This window comes from Aurantibrevibacter litoralis (assembly GCF_034651555.1).
GTDB classification, from domain to species: domain Bacteria; phylum Bacteroidota; class Bacteroidia; order Flavobacteriales; family Flavobacteriaceae; genus Aurantibrevibacter; species Aurantibrevibacter litoralis.
This window is the reverse complement of the sequence record NZ_JAYEEQ010000010.1, coordinates 74,610-95,979: the sequence shown is the minus strand read 5'-3', so window position 1 is coordinate 95,979 and position 21,370 is coordinate 74,610. Positions and strand designations below refer to the sequence as shown.

The window sequence follows — 21,370 nt, the reverse complement described above, 5'->3', positions numbered from 1 at the left end:
TATAATTTGTAGTATTCTAATGCAATTGCCTTTTGGAAATAGCAAAACTACGGGTAAAGGTATTTAACATTTCAATATTTAGATTAAATTGGGTTCTGTGGTTGGGTACGAACATCGGATTGTGATACGATGCGTTTAGGTTATGTCTATTTTAACATTCTTTTTTAAAAGTTTTGTGGGGTTAAAAGTATCTTGCTATATATATTAATTAGGTATCGGTGAATGAATTTGAGGAGATACTAACAAAGTTGGAAAAGTTCAGCAGAAAGTATTATACTATTATGCTGATCAAAGGACTGTTTCTATGTACTACTTTGGTTTTGTTATTGGTTATGGGTGTGCTTGGTGTGGAGTATTTCCTATGGCTTCCTTCCATGGGGCGTTTTGCGTTGTTACTTCTTGGGTTGGTTCTGGCTTCTGGGCTGCTATATAAGTACATTTTTGTGCCCTTACTTTTTCTGTTTAAAATTCGGCACGGGATATCGAATAGAGATGCTTCTATTATTATTGGAGCACAGTTTCCCGATGTCAAGGATAAATTGCACAATCTTTTGGACCTTGTAGCTAATAAGGATGCTTCAGAATTGTTAAGAGCAAGTATTCTACAACGTTCTCGTTTGCTCCGGAGTATTCCTTTTCAAAATGCGATCAATTTTCGGGCTGGAATTAGGTACGTAAAATTTATTGTAATACCTATTGGTATATTATTCTTACTTTGGATAAGTGGGAGGATGCATGATTTTTTTGTTTCCTATGAAAGAGTGATTAATTACAGTCAGGTATATGAAGTACCTGCACCGTTTAAATTTCAATTGGTTTCTACGGGTCTTAGGGCTATTGAAGATGAACCCTATAAAATACAGGTGGTTACTACAGGCAATTTGCGGCCTGCTTCGGTGCAAGTCGTAATTAATGGGAAAGCCTATGCAATGCAACGTCAAGAGGATAATTTTGAGTATAGTGCGGTTATTCCCATAGACGGGGCACAATTCTATTTTGAGGCAAATGGCATAAAATCTAAGGAGTATACCATGGAATTGATGCGAACGCCGGTGATACTAGATTTTGAAATGACCCTATCCTATCCTAAGTATTTAATGAGGGATGAGGAGGTTATCAGAAGTACTGGTAACGCTACCATTCCGGAAGGTACCGAGGTGGAATGGAGAATTGTGGGTAGGAATACCGATAGTATTCATTGGGTAACGGCAGATGCTATTAGAGCTTTTGAAAGGAAAAAGGGCGATTTTAGATTGCGTCATAAAGTAGATGAAGATTTAAATTATACCATTAGTACCTCCAATGAGGTACTTAAAGAATACGAAAGGGTGCCTTATGGTTTTAGGGTAATAGCGGATGCGTTTCCCACGATTTCGGTAAGTAGGGCATTAGATTCTTTGGAAGGCAATGAACAGTATTTTCGAGGTAGTTTGTCCGATGATTATGGGTTATCAACTTTAAAAGTTGTTTATTTTCCGGAAGGGTTGTCTGAGGAAGCAAAGCAATTGGTCTTGCGTAGGCCTGTGGGTACGGTAGATTCCTTTTATTACGCCTTTCCAGATAACATGGATATAGAAGCGGATACAACCTATGAATTCTATTTTGAAGTTACGGATAATGATGGTATACGTGGAGGAAAAGCGTCACGTACGGAGGTATTTAAACAGCGCATCTATACCGATAAAGAGTTGTATAAGAAAGAGTTAGATGTTAGGCAAACGCTATTAGAGAATTTTAGTAACAGTAAAGAGGGCATTTTGGAGCAGACTGAGGTATTAGAGGAACTCAGAAAGAATCAAAAGGAGGATAGAATTCTTTCTTTTAATGAACAACGTAAAATTAAGGAATATCTAGAACGGCAGTTGCAACAAGAGGGGCTCATGAAAAATTTTAGCAAACAAATCAAAGAAAGTTTAGCTAAGAATAGTAATCAGGACGAATTGAATGAGCTTCTTCAGGAGCGTTTGGAGCGTCAAGAAATGGAGGCGCAAAAGAATCAGGAGCTGTTAAGGGAATTAGAGCAGTTGGCTGAGAAAATGAATAAGGATGAGCTACAAAAGAAGCTGGATGAGTTGGGTAATAAACAGAAGAATAATCAAAGGGGATTAGAACAGTTGGTGGAATTAACCAAAAGGTATTACGTTTCCGAAAAATCAGCGCAACTCGCTCGGGAATTGGAAAAATTGTCTGAACAACAGGAAATTTTGTCCAATGAAAAGGAGTCGAGCTATAAAGAGGTTAAAGAGCAGGAAACTCTAAATGACTCATTTATTGAGATTAAGAAGGAAATAGACGAGTTACGTGAGGATAACAGGTCGCTAAAAAAGCCTTTGGAGTTGCCGGATAATGGGGTGTTGGAAAATGGAATTCGAGAGGATCAAAAGGATGCGTTAAACGAACTTCAAGAGGAGGAACAAGGCACTGGTGATGCTACTAGTCAAAAAAGAGCCAATGAAAAGCAGAAGTCCGCTGCCAATAAGATGAAGGAATTAAGTGAGCAATTGGGTAGTAGTTCTAGCGGGGATAGTGAAGCTACGATGGCGGAGGATGCGGCGATGTTGCGGCAGATACTGGATAATTTGGTTTTGTTCTCTTTTAAACAAGAGGGTTTATATGAATATTTAAATAATGAAGGTTTATCTGAAAATCGATTATCTAGTGCGGTAAGGCAGCAGCAGGAGCTAAAATTACTTTTCGAACATGTGGATGACAGTTTGTTGTCACTGTCTTTACGAAGAGCGGAGTTGTCCGAGTTTGTAAACGAACAAATTGGTGCTGTGTACTATAATATCGACCGTTCCATAGATAGATTGGTACAAGGACAATGGTATCAGGGGGTTTCTTATCAGCAATATGTGATTACGGCATCTAATGAATTGGCAGACTTTTTAGTTACTATTCTAGAGAATATGCAACAGAGTTTACGATCAGGTGAGGGTTCGGGTCAGGGAAACAATTTTCAACTTCCCGATATTATTCAAGGGCAAGGGGAATTGCGAAAGAAGTTGGGCCAAATGGGGTCTGGAGAAAAGGAGGGAGAAGGAAAGGGCAGTAAGGGCAATTCGGAAAACGGTAAGGAGGGAAGCGGCACAAAGGGAGGTAAAGGCGAAGGGACTAAGGGATCTCAATACAAACACGGAGAAGGAGCCACCGGGGAGGAAATTCGAGCCCAGGAGGTATTCGAGATCTACAAGGAACAACAGTTTATAAAAGAGCGTTTAGAGGAACAGTTACAGAATATGATCAATGGGGATGATCGTAAGATTGGCGAAAAATTAATTGAACAGATGGAAGATTTTCAAAATAATTTGATTGAAAATGGGGTTACTTTTCAAAGCATAGCAAAAATGAACACGATTCAATATGAATTATTAAAACTTAAGGATGCGCAATTGAAACAAGGTGAGGAGGAGGAAAGAAAAAGCAACACCAATCTATTACAATATAATTTTTCTGGACGATCGGCGCCTGAGTTTTTTAGGAATTATCAAAATCAAATAGAGGTATTACAACGGCAAGTATTACCTTTGCAAAATATTTTTCAGGATAAAGTGAGAGATTATTTTAAGGGGGATGATTAATTGTCATTATGAATGCGAGTTTCGATTAAATCACGAAGCCAAGGTAGCTCAGTGGATTACAAACTATGTCGTTGGCAGGGGTAAATTTATAGGACAGATAGATTATGTTTTTTGTGATGATCGTTATTTACATTCTATTAATCTACACTATTTGAAGCACGACGAACTTACCGATATTATTACTTTTGATTATGTGGACGGCGATGAACTTAGCGGGGATATTTTTATTAGTATCGAAAGGGTTAAGGATAATGCCATAACCTTTGACACACAATTTTATGAAGAGGTATTGCGCGTAATGGCTCATGGTATACTGCATTTGATGGGCTACAAGGATAAGTCGAAAGAAGAGCAGAAGGAAATGCGAATAAAGGAGAATGAAATGATAGAATTGTTCCACGTGGAACTATGAGGTTATGATGAATGTTACGTATGATGTAATTGTGGTAGGGGCTGGTCATGCCGGGGCAGAAGCGGCTGCTGCTGCAGCAAATATGGGTTCTACAGTCTTATTGGTAACCATGAATTTGCAAACTATTGGACAAATGTCCTGTAATCCGGCTATGGGCGGTATTGCAAAAGGGCAAATTGTACGAGAAATTGATGCATTGGGGGGGTATAGCGGCCTTGTTAGTGATAAAAGCGCTATACAGTTTAAGATGCTAAATAAATCCAAAGGACCTGCGATGTGGAGTCCTAGGACACAAAATGATAGAATGCGCTTTGCAGAAGAATGGCGTTTAGCATTGGAGGCGACCCCAAATGTCGATTTTTATCAGGAAATGGTAAAGGGCCTAGTGATAGAAAAGGGACATGTCGTTGGGGTACGTACTTCGTTAGGATCCGTGATACGTGGCCGTGCAGTTGTACTAACGAACGGGACATTTTTAAACGGATTAATACATATAGGAGAGAAGCAGTTGGGGGGAGGTCGTTCAGGGGAGAAGGCGGCTACCGGAATAACTGAGGAATTGGTAGCGCTTGGATTTGAAAGTGGTCGGATGAAGACGGGTACGCCCCCTCGAGTTGATGGACGGTCTCTTGATTTTAGTGTGATGATTCCACAGCCCGGTGATGCGGTGCCCGAGAAATTTTCGTATTTAGATAGTCAGGTCTTGAGTGTTCAGCGCGACTGCTATTTGACGCATACCAGTAAGGAGGTACACGAACTGTTACGAGAAGGTTTTGATCGGTCGCCTATGTTTAATGGCAGCATTAAAAGTATTGGCCCTCGGTATTGTCCGTCCATAGAAGATAAGATTAACCGATTTTCGGACAAAGAGGCACATCAATTATTTGTGGAACCCGAAGGGTGGAATACCGTAGAGGTATATGTAAATGGATTTTCCACATCGCTACCGGAAGAAGTTCAATTTAAGGCGCTTAGAGCGGTTCGGGGTTTTGAAAAGGTGAAATTCTTTAGACCAGGCTATGCTATAGAATACGATTATTTTCCACCTACCCAGTTGCGCAAGACCCTTGAAACAAAATTAGTGGAAAACTTGTATTTTGCCGGTCAGATTAACGGAACTACGGGCTATGAGGAAGCGGCGTGTCAGGGTCTAATGGCAGGAATTAATGCGCATCTTAAAGTACATAATAAGGAGCCGTTTGAGCTAAGTAGAGACGAGGCGTATATAGGGGTTTTAATAGACGATCTTATCACCAAGGGCACGGAAGAGCCGTATAGGATGTTTACATCTCGTGCGGAGTATAGAACGCTATTACGACAGGATAATGCAGATGTGCGACTCACGCCCAAAGGATATAGAATTGGTTTAGCTACAGAAGATAGGTTGCGTAGAATGGAGGAAAAGGAACGTAAATCAGTGGCTTTTGTGCACTATCTTAAAGAGACTAGTTTTAAACCCGAAGAGGTAAACCCCATATTGGAAGAGGTAGCATCTGCTAAAGTAAATCAGGGTGACAAAATATTCAAAATTTTAGCGCGACCCAAAATTACGATGAAACATTTGAAAAAATTGGACACTGTAAATGGTTACATAGCCAAGAATGAGCTTTCAAATGAGGTGCTGGAACAAACAGAAATTCAAATAAAATATTCGGGCTATATTGCGAAAGAAAAAAATAATGCCGACAAACTACAACGATTAGAGAATATACGTATTCCGCCTAATTTTGAATACACAAAATTAAAATCCTTGTCTTTCGAGGCTAGAGAAAAACTTACCAAGATTCAGCCAACAAGCATATCGCAAGCCTCCCGTATTAGTGGGGTGTCCCCTAGCGACATCAGTGTGCTTCTAGTATATATGGGGCGTTAATAGTGGCATTAGAAATTTTTTAGGAATCCACTTGTTCCACGTGGAACAAATCGCAAAATACGAATACATGTCTATCAGAGCCTTCAGGACATACCCAAGAGTGAAACACTACGAATTATACCAAAAATGAAATTGTATCTCCGCACCAAGGACTTTGCTGTTACCCAAGAGGATTTTGAATTATGGCAGGATCCGGATAACGATATGTTGATGACAAAACCGGTGCCCAAAGTTATAGAGCCTTATTATCAAAGTGAAACCTATATTTCACATACCGATGCATCCAAATCCGTACTGGAAAAGGCATACCAGTTTGCAAAAAAAATCAATCTAAAAAGGAAAATGACACTTTTACGACGGTACGTTAAAGGTGATCTAAGTGTATTAGATATTGGCGCAGGCACAGGCGATTTTTTAGTGACAGCCAAAAAAGAAGGTTGGGTTATTGCAGGCGTGGAGCCCAATGAAGGGGCCAGAGAAAAAGCATTACAAAAAGGGGTCACCCTTGCATCCCATACCGAGGCTATTGGTTACCGCAAATATAATTGTATTACCCTGTGGCATGTTTTAGAGCACCTTCCTAATCTTGAGGCACAACTTACAAAAATCGTATCGAGCTTAAAAATAGGGGGAACGCTTGTAGTAGCCGTACCTAATTATAAATCGTTTGATGCTCAATTTTACGGAAGCTTTTGGGCAGGGTATGATACACCACGACATCTTTGGCATTTTTCCAGAACAGCTATTGAAAGGAAATTTAAATCGCACGGTATGGAAGTAATTTCTGTTAAGCCTATGTGGTTAGACGCCTTTTATGTGGCCTTACTTTCGGAGAAGTACAAAACGGGTAAATCCAATTATCTTAATGCGTTTTGGATTGGGATCAAATCCAATATCAAAGGATGGTACACGGGGGAGTTTTCTTCTCACATTTACATTTTAAAACACCAAAAAATGGATTAAGAGCGTTGCTAGGGGTATTTTTTGATAAGACTATACCTTGGCACACAAATTTTCCAATACGCTGTAAAATGCGCTTTAACATAGGCCAAGAGTATAGAGTAAAACTATACTAATAATGGTAAATTATAGTATTTAATTATGTTTAATAAAACCTGTCTCAAGGGCGCCTTTAATCCATAATGGTATTACGTGCCTTAGTCATGAAATAATCAAAAAAGCTTTCATACTTTTGCGCAACTTTAAATTTTAAAATAATGAAAAATATAGTTCTGGCTTTTACCATCGTTCTAGCCGTTGCATGCAAGCAAGAAAAAATAGGTTATGTAGATAACGTAAAGCTCATTAATGCGTATCAAGAAAAGGTGGATGTGGAGACCAAGTTTAACGCAAAGGCGGCAAAATTTACAAAAAAGAGAGATAGTATCTCACAGAGTTTTCAGTTGGAAGCACAAGCTTTTCAACAAAGGGCGCAAAGTATGGCACAAAACAGAGCTCAGGAAGAATACGGGTTACTACAGCAAAGGAGTCAAATGATAGGACAACAATTACAGCAGGAAGAGCAGCAATTACAGCAGGAAAATCAGACAGAGATCGATAGTATGGTGAGTAAGGTAAAGCGTGAAATTAGTGCTTACGGAAAGGCTAACGGATATGCCTATATTTTAAGTGGCGGTGATGGGGGTAGTGTGCTCTATGGGGCAGAAGCCCATAACCTTACCGAAGAAATCACCAAACTATTAAATGAAAAATACAAGAAATAGGAACTAGCATGTGTTCTATACTTCAAGGGAAGCAAGTACATCGCTTCCCTTTTTTAGTTCTATCTAGGTTCCGTGCTGTAAGAGAAAAAGCAAGAATACAGCGGGTATAAAATAGATAGCAATAGTACGAGCGCCATCGTAGTCTTTAGCGATGCGCTGACCTAAGAGCAATAGTAAAAACGAAAACACCGAGAATAGAGCAGCATACAGGGCTATAGTTTGGGTGCCATCTAAAACTAATTTTACGATACCAAGCGCAGACAAAAGCCCCGAGGCCATTTCTAAGACAATAAGGATTCCCAACAAGAGCGGAATGGAAGTCTTAAAAATGGTTTTCTTAAAATGGCTTTTTAACCAACTCAAATTACCCTCCCAATCTATTATTTTATCTATCCCGCTTTGTGCAAAAGTGATGCATAGAAATAATAATATACTAATTTCGGTGGCATTGTTAAAGATTGTAGTCATCATCATTAGCGTGTGTTAAGAGGCTTTGGTGTGTAATAGCCGCGTTAATTTAATTGATAAATCCGTAAAAATAAGCTTGGAATTTCCGTTTCGCTCTACGTGATACATGGCATCTTCTACTTCGGAAACAATTCCAAAAATATTATTTTCATGTATAAATGGGGCAAATTTCTCAAACTGAAATCCTTCCATATGAATCTTCATATAGGCCAACGTCTCAGCATTATAATTTCGAAGCAGCGCTTGCCGCATCATGGCAAGGGCATAGACCAAAAACTTTTTTTGCGTTTCTCTACCTGTTTTGGCGACTTCATCACTCCAAAGCAGTAACTCATGAATAGCAGCCTTATTGCCCTTAGCTTTAAAAGCGCTGCGAACCCACTGTACAAACCACTTTTCAAAAACGAGATCTTCGGAGTCCTTATGCATTAGGTCTAAAGCTTTGTTGTAATTCCCGTTGGCCTCGTGCGCAATGCGCATTGCTTCATCCAATGGTAATCCATTTTCCTGTAATTTTTGTGCAATTACCTGATCCGCTAAAGGAGGGAAATGAAGTACCTGGCAACGCGAGCGTATGGTTTGCAGTAGGGTTTCCTCCTCCTCTACAACTAATAAAAATAAAGTCTGAGCAGGCGGTTCTTCCAAAAGTTTTAAAAGCTTGTTGGCAGCTTGCGTATTCAATTTTTCGGCCATCCAAATAAGCATCACCTTCCAGCCGCCTTCATACGACTTTAAACTTAATTTCCGCGCAATGTCTTGGGCTTCATCCACACCAATGAGCCCCTGCTTTTTTTCAATGTTTATGTGGCGATACCAATCAAAAAGATTGCCATAAGGCTGTTCTTTTAAAAAGAGCTGCCAATCTCCCATGAAATGATTGCTTACAGCGTGCGACTTTACCTTTTCGGTATTGGCTACGGGAAAAGCAAAGTGAAGATCGGGGTGCGAAAAATGCGAGCACTTTAGATTGCAGGCCTCGTTGCCGGTAGTATTTTCTGCTTCACTGTTTTTACACAGAATGTATTGTGCATAAGCCAGTGCCATTGGCAGTGTGCCAACACCTTCCGCACCCACAAACATTTGGGCATGGGGAATGCGCCCGGCGTCTGCACTAGTGGTTAAGTGCTTTTTTATATGATCCAGACCTAAAATATCACGAAACAACATAAGTCAAAGATAGTTTTTTTTAGCATTTATAAGGTGCGCTGCGGCAATAGACCGTACTCTGGGTACTATTTTATTTAAGAAGGAGCAGCACCAAAATTTAATCTTCAGATAGATTGCTAGTAACGGCATAAAGCCCCAATAATGAAGCATTAAAGGATGCAATAGGATTCAATATAAATCTATAATAGTACGTACGACCAAGATATTCGGCACAGACAAAGACGCATCATTAAAAAATACAATTTCATAAATATTATGAATTTGGGGTTTAGAAGCGCTGCATAAATCTTTACATTTGCAAATAGACAAAATAGCAACAGCGTGTTTAGGGTAAAATGGAACGCCAAAAAGCAAGATTATAGGCGTTCCTTTTCCGCACCGGGCTTGGTTGACGCATGATAATAGAAATAAATTTATTTTAAATAGATGAAAACGATAGACGATTTTAATTTTGAAGACAAAAAAGCACTCATTCGGGTAGATTTTAATGTGCCGCTTAATGCAGATTTTGAGGTTACGGATGCCAGTAGAATAGAAGCAGCCAAGCCTACCATTCTAAAAGTGTTAGAAGATGGCGGTAGTGCGGTGTTAATGAGTCATCTAGGCCGACCCGACGGTAAACGTAGTGCCGATTTATCTTTAAAGCATATATGCGCCAAAGTATCCGAGATTATAGGCGTTACTGTGAAGTTTGCAGATGACTGCATAGGAAGAACCGCCGAGAATGCAGTATCCGATTTAAGAAGTGGTGAGATCCTATTGCTCGAAAATTTACGATTTCATGCAGAGGAAGAGGAAGGTAGCAAGGATTTTTCCGAAAAGCTGTCCAAATTAGGGGATATATATGTTAATGATGCCTTTGGTACCGCGCATAGGGCGCATGCTTCTACGACTATTGTTGCCAATTTCTTTCCGGGTAAAAAGGCATTCGGGTACTTACTGGCTAATGAAATAGAAGCTATAGAAAAGGTTATGCGCACGGGCGAAAAACCCATAACGGCTATTTTAGGGGGTGCTAAAGTATCTTCAAAAATTACCATCATAGAAAATATTTTAGACAAGGTAGATCATCTAATTATTGGAGGTGGAATGACGTATACTTTTGTTAAAGCGAAAGGCGGACAAGTAGGCGATTCCATTTGTGAAGATGACAAAATGGAACTGGCGTTGGAGATTTTGGAAAAAGCCAAAGAAAAAGGGGTAACCGTACATATTCCCGTAGATGTGTTGGCGGCAGATGCCTTTAGTAATTCGGCACAAACCAAAATCGTACCGGTAGATGCTATACCGGAGGGTTGGCAGGGTCTTGATGCAGGACCAAAGACCTTAGAAAACTTCAAAAAAGTAATACTTGCTTCTAAAACCATTTTATGGAACGGCCCCGTAGGGGTTTTTGAAATGGAAAATTTTGCCAACGGAACCATTGCTATTGGTAATTATATAGATGAAGCTACTCAAAACGGGGCATTTTCATTAGTAGGTGGTGGTGATTCTGTAGCGGCGGTAAAGCAATTTGGCTTTGAAGACAAAGTAAGTTATGTTTCAACCGGTGGCGGTGCCATGCTGGAAAGTCTAGAGGGTAAAATCTTGCCCGGTATCGCTGCAATATTAGAAGGATAAAGGCGTTATCGATAAACGGGGCATTGCGTATTTGCGCATTTTTTCGATATTAAATTTTAGTATTTCAGAAAAAAAGGCGATTTTCGTTATCCTCATTTAGTTTAATAACAGCCCTATGATGTATCACAAACCGTTTTTTTCTACTCTTATAGTCTCGGCTTTCGTATGGCATGGTTATTCCCAAACCGCTCCATCTACGCCTGTTGCGTCCGTTGAAAGCGAACAAGCAGTACTGGTTGCAAAAGACACCTTGGCAGTAGACACGGAAAGTGTTGAGCAAGTGGTAGTTATGGAATCTGAAGAAGTACCGCTAACATCAATTTTCCCGTCCGCATCATCGGATAAAAAATTCAACCTTCAAGACCTGCCGGAAGCGGCTAAGTACGACAGCCTATGGATGAAGGAAATGGTAACTAATACAGCACTTTTTGAGGTAATCTATGAAGAAATAGCACAACTGGAAATAGATTCTGTATATCATCCTAATGTAAATACAGAGACCCTTAAACTTCGGTTAGAACAAATCAACCAAAAAACACCTTTCAACGTGGTGTACAATCCCTCCTTGGAGAACGTTATAAATTCATTTCTAACGCGTAAACGCGATTTTTTAGAACGTATGCTCACGTTGAGTCAGTTCTATTTTCCCATGTTTGAGCAAGAATTAGATCGGCATAACATTCCCTTAGAAATTAAATACTTGGCAGTTATTGAATCGGCTCTAAATCCAAGAGCTCGTTCTAGAGTAGGTGCAACAGGACTTTGGCAATTTATGTACGGCACGGGCAAAATGTACAAACTCGATGTAAATAGTTATGTAGATGAACGTAGTGATCCTATAGCATCCACCAAAGCAGCAAGTAAATACCTGGCCAAATTATATGATATTTTTGGCGATTGGGATTTGGCATTGGCAGCTTACAATTCAGGTCCGGGCAATGTAAACAAGGCCATAAGAAGATCTGGAGGATATACCAATTATTGGAACATTAGGAGAAACCTACCTAGAGAAACCGCCGGGTATGTGCCTGCCTTTTTGGCCATGATGTATATTTTTGAATATGCCGAAGAGCATGGGTTAAAGGGTAAGCCGGTTGCCCGTCCTTATTTTGAAACCGATACCATTCATGTAAAAAGCAATATAACCTTTCAACAAATTTCGGATTTGGTTGATGTGGATGTAGAGGAACTGAAGATTTTGAATCCTTCCTACAGGTTGGATGTAATCCCCTATGTAGCGAATAAAAATTATGCGCTGCGCTTACCTGTTAAGTCGATGGGGAAATTTGTTACTAATGAGGAGGCTATTTATGCCTATGTGAAGGAGGCGCTGAAATCGGAAGAAACCATAGCCCCACAACAAGCACAGATTCAAGGAAATCCGATCCGGTATAGGGTGCAAAGCGGCGATGTGCTGGGTAAAATTGCCGATAGGTATCGGGTGCGGGTATCTGACCTTAAAGATTGGAACGGATTGCGTAGTAATACCATTCGCGTAGGCCAACGACTAACGATATATGCAAACGGCACGCCAAAACCTGTTAAAACCGCTTCTGAGGCATCTGCAAGGCCTGCAAATACAGCCATTGCGAACGACGTAAAAGTTCATACCGTACAAAACGGGGACTCATTATGGACTATTTCTAGAAAATATCCCGGAATTTCTATTGATAATTTACGAGAATGGAACGGTATTAGTGGTAACGATATAAAACCAGGCACAAAACTAAAGCTGTGCAGTTGTTAATCGTTTTCAAAACCACACCTTATGCAAAAACACGTACCGCTTTTGGCTGTCTTTATGTTGCTTTTAACAGCATGTAAGGAGGGCGACAAAAAAAGTTATTTACCCGGATCTATAGGCGCTATTAATTCAGTCGCCATCGTAATAGACAATGTCCTTTGGGAAGGCACAGTCGGTGATAGGCTAAGAGAACATTTTGCAGCACCTGTATTGGGTCTTACTTGGGAAGAACCTTTGTTTACCATAAACCAAATGCCACCAAGCGTATTTAGTGGCACCATTCGGAATACCAGATCGGTATTGTTTGTTCAAAAAGACACGCTGAATATTGCGCATATAAAGAAAGACCTTTACGCATCTCCTCAATATATTGCTGTAATAAAGGGAAGTACCGAGGAAGAAATTATTCAGAATTTAGAAGACAAGGCAGACGAAATTATCGCTTCTTTTAAAAATCTGGAGCTTAAAGAAGCCCAAAAGCGATTCACTATATCACTCAATAAAGAGACTGCACTAAGCGAAAAGTTTGGAATTACGCTAAATATTCCTTCCATTTATAGGGTAGGCAAACAAGAAGATAATTTTGTGTGGATAGATCGGCAGATCCAAAAAGGCACAATGAACATCATCGTCTACGCCATGCCCTGGCATAGTTTCAAGAACGATGCTACTTTTGTACAGGATATTATAAAAATGCGCGATTCTATGGGTCAAAAATACATTCCCGGACCCGATATGCCCGGAAAAACGACCTATATGATCACAGAAAAGGCCTTTTCGCCCTATGTCTTCCCGGCAGAAATAAGCGGAAAAAAGGCCGTAGAGGTAAAGGGAATTTGGGAAATACATGGGTATCCCATGGCGGGGCCTTTTTTAACATACATCATCAACGACCCGGAAAACAACCGGAAGCTCGTTATAGAAGGATTCACCTTTGCGCCAGCCACAGAAAAACGCGATTATATGTTTGAATTGGAAGCCATTCTAAAGACGGTACAATTTAGTGCCGCTCCTCTATAGCAAAATCCATCTAAACCAATAGGTTACGAAACCTAGGATGTATTAAAGAGGTGTTCTTTTAGGAGCAATTCTGCTAGGAATATCGGTGTAGAACACGGCTGTTTTAAGATTGAAACCCCATTTTAAAGACACGTTTATCCCCTTCTTGGTTTTGAAAGACCAATCTAATAATCATTGGCTCACATATATGTTGTGGGGATGAAGCAAATAACTTATCCATTTTAAACATAAAAAAAATCGACATATACCCCACCTCTTTGATTTGCTCTAATTTCAATTCGTATGAGATAAAAAATACTAAATCCGGAGCTATATCAAACACTATTTACGCCAGTCTACCCATTTTTTACATAGAGACAAGAGTGCTTAGGTATAAAAAAACCCACCGTTTACAAAGGGAGGGTTTGCTCTTGTGTTATGGAAAAAGAAGTTAGGTGTGTACAATTATAAATTCGGACCTACGGTTGCGTAAGTGTTGTTTTTCGGTACAGCGAATACTGCCGTCACATTCATTTAATAAACGCGCTTCACCATAGCCTATGGCACTCTCAATACGGTTTGTTGCAATACCTTTCGAAATAATGTAATCTCGGGTTGCTTTGGCTCGTTTATCGGAGAGGTATTTGTTGTATTCTTTTGAACCACGAGAATCTGTATGCGATTCAATTTTAATGACCATGTTGGGGTTTTCGGACATGAGGCGCACTAATTTTTCTAATTCGGCGGCAGCTTCATTTTTAATATTCCAACGATCAAAATCAAATAAAATATGTTCGGTTTTAAATTTGCGGATTCCTTCTTCTACAATTATTTCTTCATGCAGTTTTCTCAGCGCCACATTTTCGGTTAATATACCCTTTTCTGCAGTCTGTAGCACTCTAGTTTCAGTGTCATAACCTTCTGCTGTAATTTGTAGTGTGTACTTTGTATTACTTTCCAGATCTTCAAACATAAAACTACCATCCTCATTGCTGTGTAATTCCTTGATTTTGATGTTGTTTTCATCTAAAAGTGTAATCAGTGCTCTCGGCATGGTTTCACCAGTCTCCAAAGCCGTTATTACCCCCTCGATGGCATGCGTTGACGTTTCTTCAGGCAACAATTTTTGGAAGGAGTAGATATCATCATCCCCTTTGCCACCATCCCTGTTTGAAGCAAAAAAACCTTTCTGCGTAGCCTCATCTACAATATACGAAAAGTCATCTCTATTGCTATTAATAGGCGTTCCCAAATTAAAGACCTCTCCAAAACCATCTTCATCCGGCAGTGCTACTTGGTACACGTCCAAACCACCATAACCGTCGTGTCCATCTGAGGCAAAATATAATTTTTCAGGAGTGACAAAAGGGAACATTTCCTGCTGTTCGGTGTTAATTTTTGGCCCCAGATTTTTGGGATTAGAGTAAGTGCCGTTGTCTAAGATATCTACCATAAAAATATCCGTTTTCCCGAGAGAACCGGGCATGTCAGAGACAAAATACAGGATTTTTCCATCCGGACTTAAGGCAGGATGTCCCGTAGAATACGCGTCGCTGTTAAAAGGCATTTCTGTGGCTTCCGTCCACTCCCCATTCACTTTTTTGGACCTGTAAATTTTAAGATGGTTAATTCCTTTTGAATCTCGCCGCAGTTTTTTACCGTAGTTATTGCGCGTAAAATACATGGTTGTATTGTCTGGAGAAAAGGTAACCGAAGCCTCGTGATATTTAGAGTTTATTTTTTTTGAAAACTTTAGGGCACTTTTTACTTCTTGAGTTTCTTCGTTTATTTTACCCACATAAAGGTCTAAATAGGGTTGATCGTTCCATTTGTACCTTCTGGTATTTAAGAATAAGGAATCCCTGGAAGATGCAAAAACAAGGGCATCCGTATCGTAAAACGCAGGCGAAAAATCCGAATACTTAGAATTTACATCTAGATTTTTAATTTCAAATTTCTGATCTTTCAAAACGGCATTGTCTAAAAGGAGCTCATCAAGCACAACATTTTCGGCAACCGCATCTTTTGTGGCATTTGTGGATTCCTTTTGGCGATCAAATAAGCGCATGAGGCGTTTTGCTTTGGTATATTTTCCGGCAGCTTTTAGGGTTTGGGCGTACTTAAAAATGGTATTGGATGAGCGATTGTCCTCATAATTTTCATACAACAGCGTATACCAATAATAGGCTCTTTCTACGTTGGTGTTAAAATAGTGGGCATCACCTACCCGCTCTACGATTTCCGCAGCGGCATTGTTGTGATTATCTTTAAGTGCTTCTTCATATAGTTTAGCTGCTTCGGCATACCACATAATTTCAAAATAACTATTCGCTTTTGCAATGAGCTTGTTGTACTTTGGATCATTTTTGGGTTCCACGACGCTTGCAATTGCTGCAATAGAAGTATCAGCAGTAGGCTCTTGTTGTGCATCCGGGAAGGCTACGGACAAGGAATCCTTATTGTCCCGATGTATAGAAGTACTTTGATTGGCAATATTTAAAATCCAGACGGTTTCAGAATACTTCCCATTGTAATGGGAAGCACAATCTTCAATGGCTAGCATCCCGCTAGCATAATACGAAAGATATACGTAATATAATTTCTTTTTTGTGTCATGGATAAATCCCGGCGAAAAACCTAGAGCCTTAAAGCGGTTTAAAGCCTTATTCTTGTTTTCTGGGTTTCCAAAAACCCCGGCCACCGTGTAATAGCCCCCTGCAGCATTATCTATAGCCTTAACGCTTTTAAAGCGAATGTTATGTCGCTTGGCCTCACGTTCAAAAGCAAGGCTGGGCAAAGACACGGAGTTCTCGGTATGGGCGATCATTGTTTCAGGACTCCCTGCACCATAAACCTTTACGGCGGGTGCGATATGCCATAGAAACATGAAAAGGAGAATACTAAAAGTGATATTGTTCTTAAACATATAATAAACCACTATAGGCCGTTTCCACTGTAATTTAACACGGACTATGTAACGGCAAATTTACATTTTCTTAAAGGCAAACAGTTTTTTTTGTTGTAAAAGGGTTGCTTTTTGTCGTAAAGCAACTGATTTTAAACATTACAGGCTTAAGAGTAAGCCTGTGAGGGGCTATAGGGGGGTCACTGTAAGCCGCAATTTTTTTTGGAATTGACACAAACCTTACAGATGAAAAAACCTTCAAAAAGGCATCCCAAATTGGGGCAGCCTTTCTAAAACAAAAAAAACATCCTCAGCTGAGGATGTTTTACGTTCAAATGTACGTATAATAAGTGCTATTTTTTTTCTTCCAATTTGTCGTCTTCCTTGGAGGCATCCTTAAATTCTTTAATGCCACTTCCCAGACCACGCATTAGCTCGGGTATTTTTTTCCCCCCAAACAATAGGAGTACGACCAACACCACAATTACGATTTGCCAAGGGCCTACTACCAAAAATATGTTTAAAGATGTCATGCGATATATTTTATATGGATCACAAATATACTAAAAAACTTGTTCCTAATATACTAAATAACGCGGATATTCATATTTAATTATAGGTTAGTAGTAAAATCAAAGCCAATACATTAAAAGTCAAAAAAAATACGGAAGCGATTATAATTTCAATTCTAAGCTTATCTTTGTTCATCATGGCTCGTAAACAACCTAAAGGAAAGGAAATAAAAAGAAAGCTCCTTCACAAGTACCGTTTGGTGATCCTAAACGAAAGTACTTTTGAGGAAAAAATTTCCTTTAAACTAAATCGCCTTAATGTATTTGTAACAGGAACCATCTTTATAATTGCCCTAATAGGCTTAACTATATTGCTCATTGCTTTTACGCCTTTGCGAGAATATATACCGGGCTATTCGTCTACCAAATTAAAACGGCAGGCCACAGAACTAACATTCAGGACAGACTCACTAGTCACCGTTTTAAATTATACCAACAGGTATTTGGATAATATTCGCAAAGTTTTAAAGGGAGATATCGACAATAATGAAATAAATAGAGACTCTTTATTTGAGCAATTTAGACCGGATCCATCGGCTATTGATCTTACCCCCATTCGTGAAGACTCTTTACTTAGGGCACAAGTAGCCCTAGAAGACAAATACAATTTATTTGAAACCAATACGGAAAGTTCGGGTCTGGTGCTTTTTTCACCGGTAAGCGGCATGTTAACCCAAGCCTACGAAGCAGATAAAAGGCATTTTGCGGTAGATATTGTGGCGCCCAAAGACAGTCCGGTAAAAGCTGTGGCCGATGGCACTGTCATTTTTGCGGAATGGACCGTTGAGACGGGATATGTCATTATTTTAGATCATAAAGACGGACTCCTATCGGTGTACAAACACAATGGCTCCCTAAACAAATCGCAGGGCGAAACGGTTCGTGCGGGCGAAGTACTGGCTGCTGTAGGCAATACAGGCGAATTTACCACCGGACCACATCTTCATTTCGAACTTTGGAGCAATGGCAATCATGTAAATCCCTTAGATTATATAGATTTCAAATAAAAAAACATGTCCTTAAAAGCTTTTGCAGCCAAATATTTTGCCCGTTACGTGGCTCTAAAAACAAAAAATTGGGCAAATACCCCAATTAAAACGCAAAATAGGGTTTTTCGTGAACTCATTACATCGGCTGTAAATACTCAATTTGGAAAGGATCACGAATTTAAGAACATTCAATCGCACGCCGATTTCGTGGCAAAGGTACCCGTTAGGGACTATGAAGGACTAAAACCGTATGTGGATCAGGTGGTCGCAGGTAAAGAAGGTATTCTTTGGCCCGGCAAGCCTATTTATTTCGCAAAAACATCGGGTACTACCTCCGGAGTAAAATTCATCCCAATAACCAAAGCTTCTATAGGGCATCATATAGACGCTGCCCGAGACGCCATTCTAAGCTACATCCATGAAACCGGAAATGCAGCCTTTGTAGATGGTAAAATGATATTTTTACAAGGAAGTCCCGAATTGAAAGAAAAAAACGGGATTAAATTAGGGCGTTTATCTGGCATATCGGCACATTACGTACCTACCTATTTACAGCGAAATCGGTTACCCACATGGGATACGAATTGCATAGAAGATTGGGAGATCAAAGTAAACCAAATTGTAACGGAAACCCTTAGCGAGGATATGACTGTTATTGCCGGAATTCCTTCTTGGGTGCAAATGTATTTTGAAAAGGTACACACCAGATCGGGAAAAAAGGTAACAGAGGTATTCCCAAACTTACAGTTGTTTATTTACGGAGGCGTAAACTATGAGCCGTACAGGGCAAAATTCGAAGACCTTTTAGGAAAGCCCGTAGACAGTATAGAATTGTTTCCTGCCAGTGAAGGATTTTTTGCCTATCAGAATTCGCAAAAAGACAAAAGCTTATTGCTGCTGCTCAATTCGGGTATTTTTTATGAATTTATAAAGGCCGATATGTTTTTTGAGCCAAATCCCGAACGACTAACCCTAGAAAATGTACAGATAGGTATAAATTATGTGATGATTATTTCTACTAATGCCGGTTTATGGGGGTATAATATTGGTGATACCGTGCAGTTTACCTGTACCAAGCCTTACAAAATTATAGTAACCGGACGCATAAAACATTTTCTTTCTGCCTTTGGGGAGCACGTTATTGCCAAAGAAATAGAAGAGGCGATGCGCGTTGCCCTAAGTGAAACAGATGCCCAGATCAATGAATTTAGCGTGGCGCCACAAATTACTCCTGCAAATAAGGAACTTCCGTACCACGAATGGTTGGTAGAATTTGAAAAACGACCTACTGATATGGAGAAGTTTGCAACCATTTTAGACAACCAATTGCAAAAGCAAAACAGTTATTATTTCGATTTGATACAAGGGGGCATCTTACAACGTTTAAAAATAACCTGCGTTGCGGTAGGGGGCTTTAGAAATTATATGGAATCTATAGGAAAATTGGGAGGCCAGAACAAGGTGCAAAGGCTCGCTAATGATCGCAAACTGGCCGATGCCTTATCCGTATATAGTATAGACTAAACCCATAGACGCCCATAGCGGTATGTACCTGCCAATGCCAAAATGTCAAAAGGAGACGTATGTTAATAATATTCGTAATTTTGCAAGAATTTATGTTCCATGGGTAAAACGGCCAATACCACAAGGGCACAGGAATCTACCAATGCTATCGAGCGTTTGTACATTACCATGCGTCATCTCTTTAACAGAGGCTTCTACAAGCCCACAGGGGTTTCGGGAGAAACCTTAAAGCAGGCGCTGTTGCAACTTCGTCCGGAAATTTACGGATCTATTGCCGAGGAAAAATCCGAGTTGAATGGGCTGGTATACATCTTAGAGCGGCTCCCTGAAGGCATAGAACAATGCCGCTTTATTAATCTTACTTCTGATGAGGGCTACGGGAAGTCGCATATAACACCCATTATACCGGCGAAACGAAAGCGAAATTGTTATCGGATTGATGAGGAGCAGATGAATATTGAGATTACCCGTGGCCGATCGGATATATACGACATTCTAACCCATTTGACATTTCTTTTTATTGAATCTCAGAAAATAGCCAATCGCGTTTTGGTCGAAGACGGCAAGGAAACCATAAGAGATTGGCAAAAATTGGAGGCGGTGCTTAAAAAACAAAAGCGCACCAAAGCCGAACAAGAAGTGGCCTTAATTCATACTTCTAATATTTTGGGAAGATCGTATAGCGAAACGGTAGCAACCTACGAAAAACTGGCTACGAAAAAAGATCCCGATCGCTTTTTAAACATTGTGTATTGGCTTGGAACACTGGCCATAGAAGAGCGGACTACAGGAAACAAACGCGCCATTACCTTCAGTCTTTTATTGCGGGAGCGGCTAGGCCATCATATCCACGGGGAGCGTTGGGCCAATACTATAAAAGACACATTGCATCAACATGGGCTTTTAGAGCGACCCATACACATTATAAGCGCCAATATGCATAGTGTAATGAATTCCTTGTTTGCTAAGAAGGCGCTAGCTAAAGAGTTTCCTAATGCCAATGGGTCACTGGAAATCTATGAAGCCTTAAGCTTGCCCGAAAATTCGGCTTTAAGGAATAAGGTTACCGGTGTAGCCAAGAAGAATGGTATGATAGCGATAAACGACGTATCGGGCACAAATATCGATGTGCAGATTTTTGACATGGCCAATTTAGGGCCATCTGCTTGCTGTTATGATTTGCCCGAAGGAATTGCGGACAAACAAAAACCGGTTCTCTTTGTGATGGACTATGCCTTTGGCGAACAAGCTTTTGAAACCATAGACGAATTTTTAAAACCTTATAAAATTAAAAAAGGGCAAAAACTATTTTTGAATGTCCAATCTATTTCCATCATGGGAAAGGCCGGAATTTTAGAAGGAGGCAAAGGCGATTTAATGATCCCTACGGCTCATTTTTTTGAAGGCACTGCCGATAATTATCCGTTTCACAATGAACTAAGCGCCTCCCTTTTCCGGAATCAAGGCCTTAAGGTTTTAGAGGGAAATATGGTTACGGTGTTGGGAACTTCATTACAAAACAAGGATATTTTAAAGTTCTTTCACGACTCTACCTGGAAAGCTATTGGGTTAGAAATGGAAGGCGTTCATTATCAAAAGGCAATTCAAGCCGCATCCAAAATCCGTAAAAGTATTCGGGAAGATGTACAAGTAAGATATGCCTATTACGCATCCGATAATCCGTTGGAAACAGGAAGCACACTGGCCTCCGGAGGATTGGGAACGACAGGGGTAAAACCTACCTATTTAATCACAGAAAAAATTCTAGAACAAATTTTTAATTCGTAATCCT

Annotated in this window: 15 protein-coding genes; 11 read left to right on the top strand and 4 right to left on the bottom strand. The window is 40.0% G+C overall.

Annotation, left to right across the window (positions count from 1 at the left end; translation table 11 throughout):
• Positions 1-281: 281 nt before the first annotated feature.
• From U1E44_RS10190 to U1E44_RS10170, 5 genes are all read left to right on the top strand, one after another.
• On the top strand, positions 282-3,581 hold the full coding sequence (locus U1E44_RS10190) for a DUF4175 family protein (RefSeq protein ID WP_322930978.1): 3,300 nt from the start codon (positions 282-284) through the stop codon (positions 3,579-3,581).
• Positions 3,574-3,993 (top strand): rRNA maturation RNase YbeY, encoded by a 420-nt coding sequence (gene ybeY, locus U1E44_RS10185; protein WP_322930977.1) that lies wholly within the window; start codon positions 3,574-3,576, stop codon positions 3,991-3,993. The genes U1E44_RS10190 and ybeY overlap by 8 nt, the downstream gene beginning before the upstream one ends.
• A 4-nt stretch (positions 3,994-3,997) precedes the next feature.
• Positions 3,998-5,866: a tRNA uridine-5-carboxymethylaminomethyl(34) synthesis enzyme MnmG gene (gene mnmG / locus U1E44_RS10180; protein WP_322930976.1), complete on the top strand. Its 1,869-nt coding sequence runs from the start codon at positions 3,998-4,000 to the stop codon at positions 5,864-5,866.
• A 126-nt stretch (positions 5,867-5,992) separates the two neighbouring features.
• Complete coding sequence (locus tag U1E44_RS10175) at positions 5,993-6,829, top strand: class I SAM-dependent methyltransferase (RefSeq protein WP_322930975.1); 837 nt, start codon at positions 5,993-5,995, stop codon at positions 6,827-6,829.
• A gap of 254 nt (positions 6,830-7,083) precedes the next feature.
• Positions 7,084-7,590, top strand: a complete 507-nt coding sequence (locus U1E44_RS10170; protein WP_322930974.1) for an OmpH/Skp family outer membrane protein — start codon at positions 7,084-7,086, stop codon at positions 7,588-7,590.
• Positions 7,591-7,653: 63 nt separating this feature from the next.
• Here U1E44_RS10170 and U1E44_RS10165 read toward each other — a convergent pair whose 3' ends face one another.
• Both U1E44_RS10165 and U1E44_RS10160 read right to left on the bottom strand, forming a co-directional pair.
• On the bottom strand, positions 7,654-8,064 hold the full coding sequence (locus tag U1E44_RS10165) for a hypothetical protein (protein WP_322930973.1): 411 nt from the start codon (positions 8,062-8,064) through the stop codon (positions 7,654-7,656).
• Between the two features lie 9 nt (positions 8,065-8,073).
• The gene (locus U1E44_RS10160; protein ID WP_322930972.1) at positions 8,074-9,225 is read right to left on the bottom strand and encodes a DNA polymerase III subunit; all 1,152 of its coding nucleotides are present in this window, start codon (positions 9,223-9,225) and stop codon (positions 8,074-8,076) included.
• 426 nt (positions 9,226-9,651) lie between these two features.
• Here U1E44_RS10160 and U1E44_RS10155 point away from each other — a divergent pair, with 426 nt between their 5' ends.
• The 3 genes from U1E44_RS10155 (at position 9,652) to U1E44_RS10145 (ending at position 13,609) form a co-directional block, all read left to right on the top strand.
• Complete coding sequence (locus U1E44_RS10155) at positions 9,652-10,845, top strand: phosphoglycerate kinase (RefSeq protein WP_322930971.1); 1,194 nt, start codon at positions 9,652-9,654, stop codon at positions 10,843-10,845.
• A 118-nt stretch (positions 10,846-10,963) separates the two neighbouring features.
• On the top strand, positions 10,964-12,592 hold the full coding sequence (locus U1E44_RS10150; RefSeq protein ID WP_416242054.1) for a LysM peptidoglycan-binding domain-containing protein: 1,629 nt from the start codon (positions 10,964-10,966) through the stop codon (positions 12,590-12,592).
• 21 nt (positions 12,593-12,613) lie between these two features.
• Entirely contained in the window at positions 12,614-13,609 is a 996-nt protein-coding gene (locus tag U1E44_RS10145) for a DUF4837 family protein (RefSeq protein WP_322930969.1), read from the top strand.
• 430 nt (positions 13,610-14,039) lie between these two features.
• On the opposite strand, the gene U1E44_RS10140 is transcribed toward U1E44_RS10145, so the two are convergent.
• Both U1E44_RS10140 and tatA read right to left on the bottom strand, forming a co-directional pair.
• Entirely contained in the window at positions 14,040-16,475 is a 2,436-nt protein-coding gene (locus U1E44_RS10140) for an OmpA family protein (protein ID WP_322930968.1), read from the bottom strand.
• Between the two features lie 371 nt (positions 16,476-16,846).
• Positions 16,847-17,026 carry a twin-arginine translocase TatA/TatE family subunit gene (tatA, locus tag U1E44_RS10135; protein WP_322930967.1) on the bottom strand — a complete coding sequence of 60 codons (180 nt, stop codon included), beginning with the start codon at positions 17,024-17,026 and terminating at the stop codon, positions 16,847-16,849.
• A 176-nt stretch (positions 17,027-17,202) separates the two neighbouring features.
• Between tatA and U1E44_RS10130 the strand changes: the two genes are divergently transcribed.
• The 3 genes from U1E44_RS10130 to U1E44_RS10120 all read left to right on the top strand — a co-directional run bounded on the left by U1E44_RS10130 (position 17,203) and on the right by U1E44_RS10120 (position 21,366).
• Entirely contained in the window at positions 17,203-18,072 is an 870-nt protein-coding gene (locus U1E44_RS10130) for a M23 family metallopeptidase (RefSeq protein ID WP_322930966.1), read from the top strand.
• A 6-nt stretch (positions 18,073-18,078) separates the two neighbouring features.
• Positions 18,079-19,578, top strand: a complete 1,500-nt coding sequence (locus tag U1E44_RS10125; protein WP_322930965.1) for a GH3 auxin-responsive promoter family protein — start codon at positions 18,079-18,081, stop codon at positions 19,576-19,578.
• Between the two features lie 99 nt (positions 19,579-19,677).
• Complete coding sequence (locus U1E44_RS10120; RefSeq protein WP_322930964.1) at positions 19,678-21,366, top strand: DUF6909 family protein; 1,689 nt, start codon at positions 19,678-19,680, stop codon at positions 21,364-21,366.
• Positions 21,367-21,370: the final 4 nt, after the last annotated feature.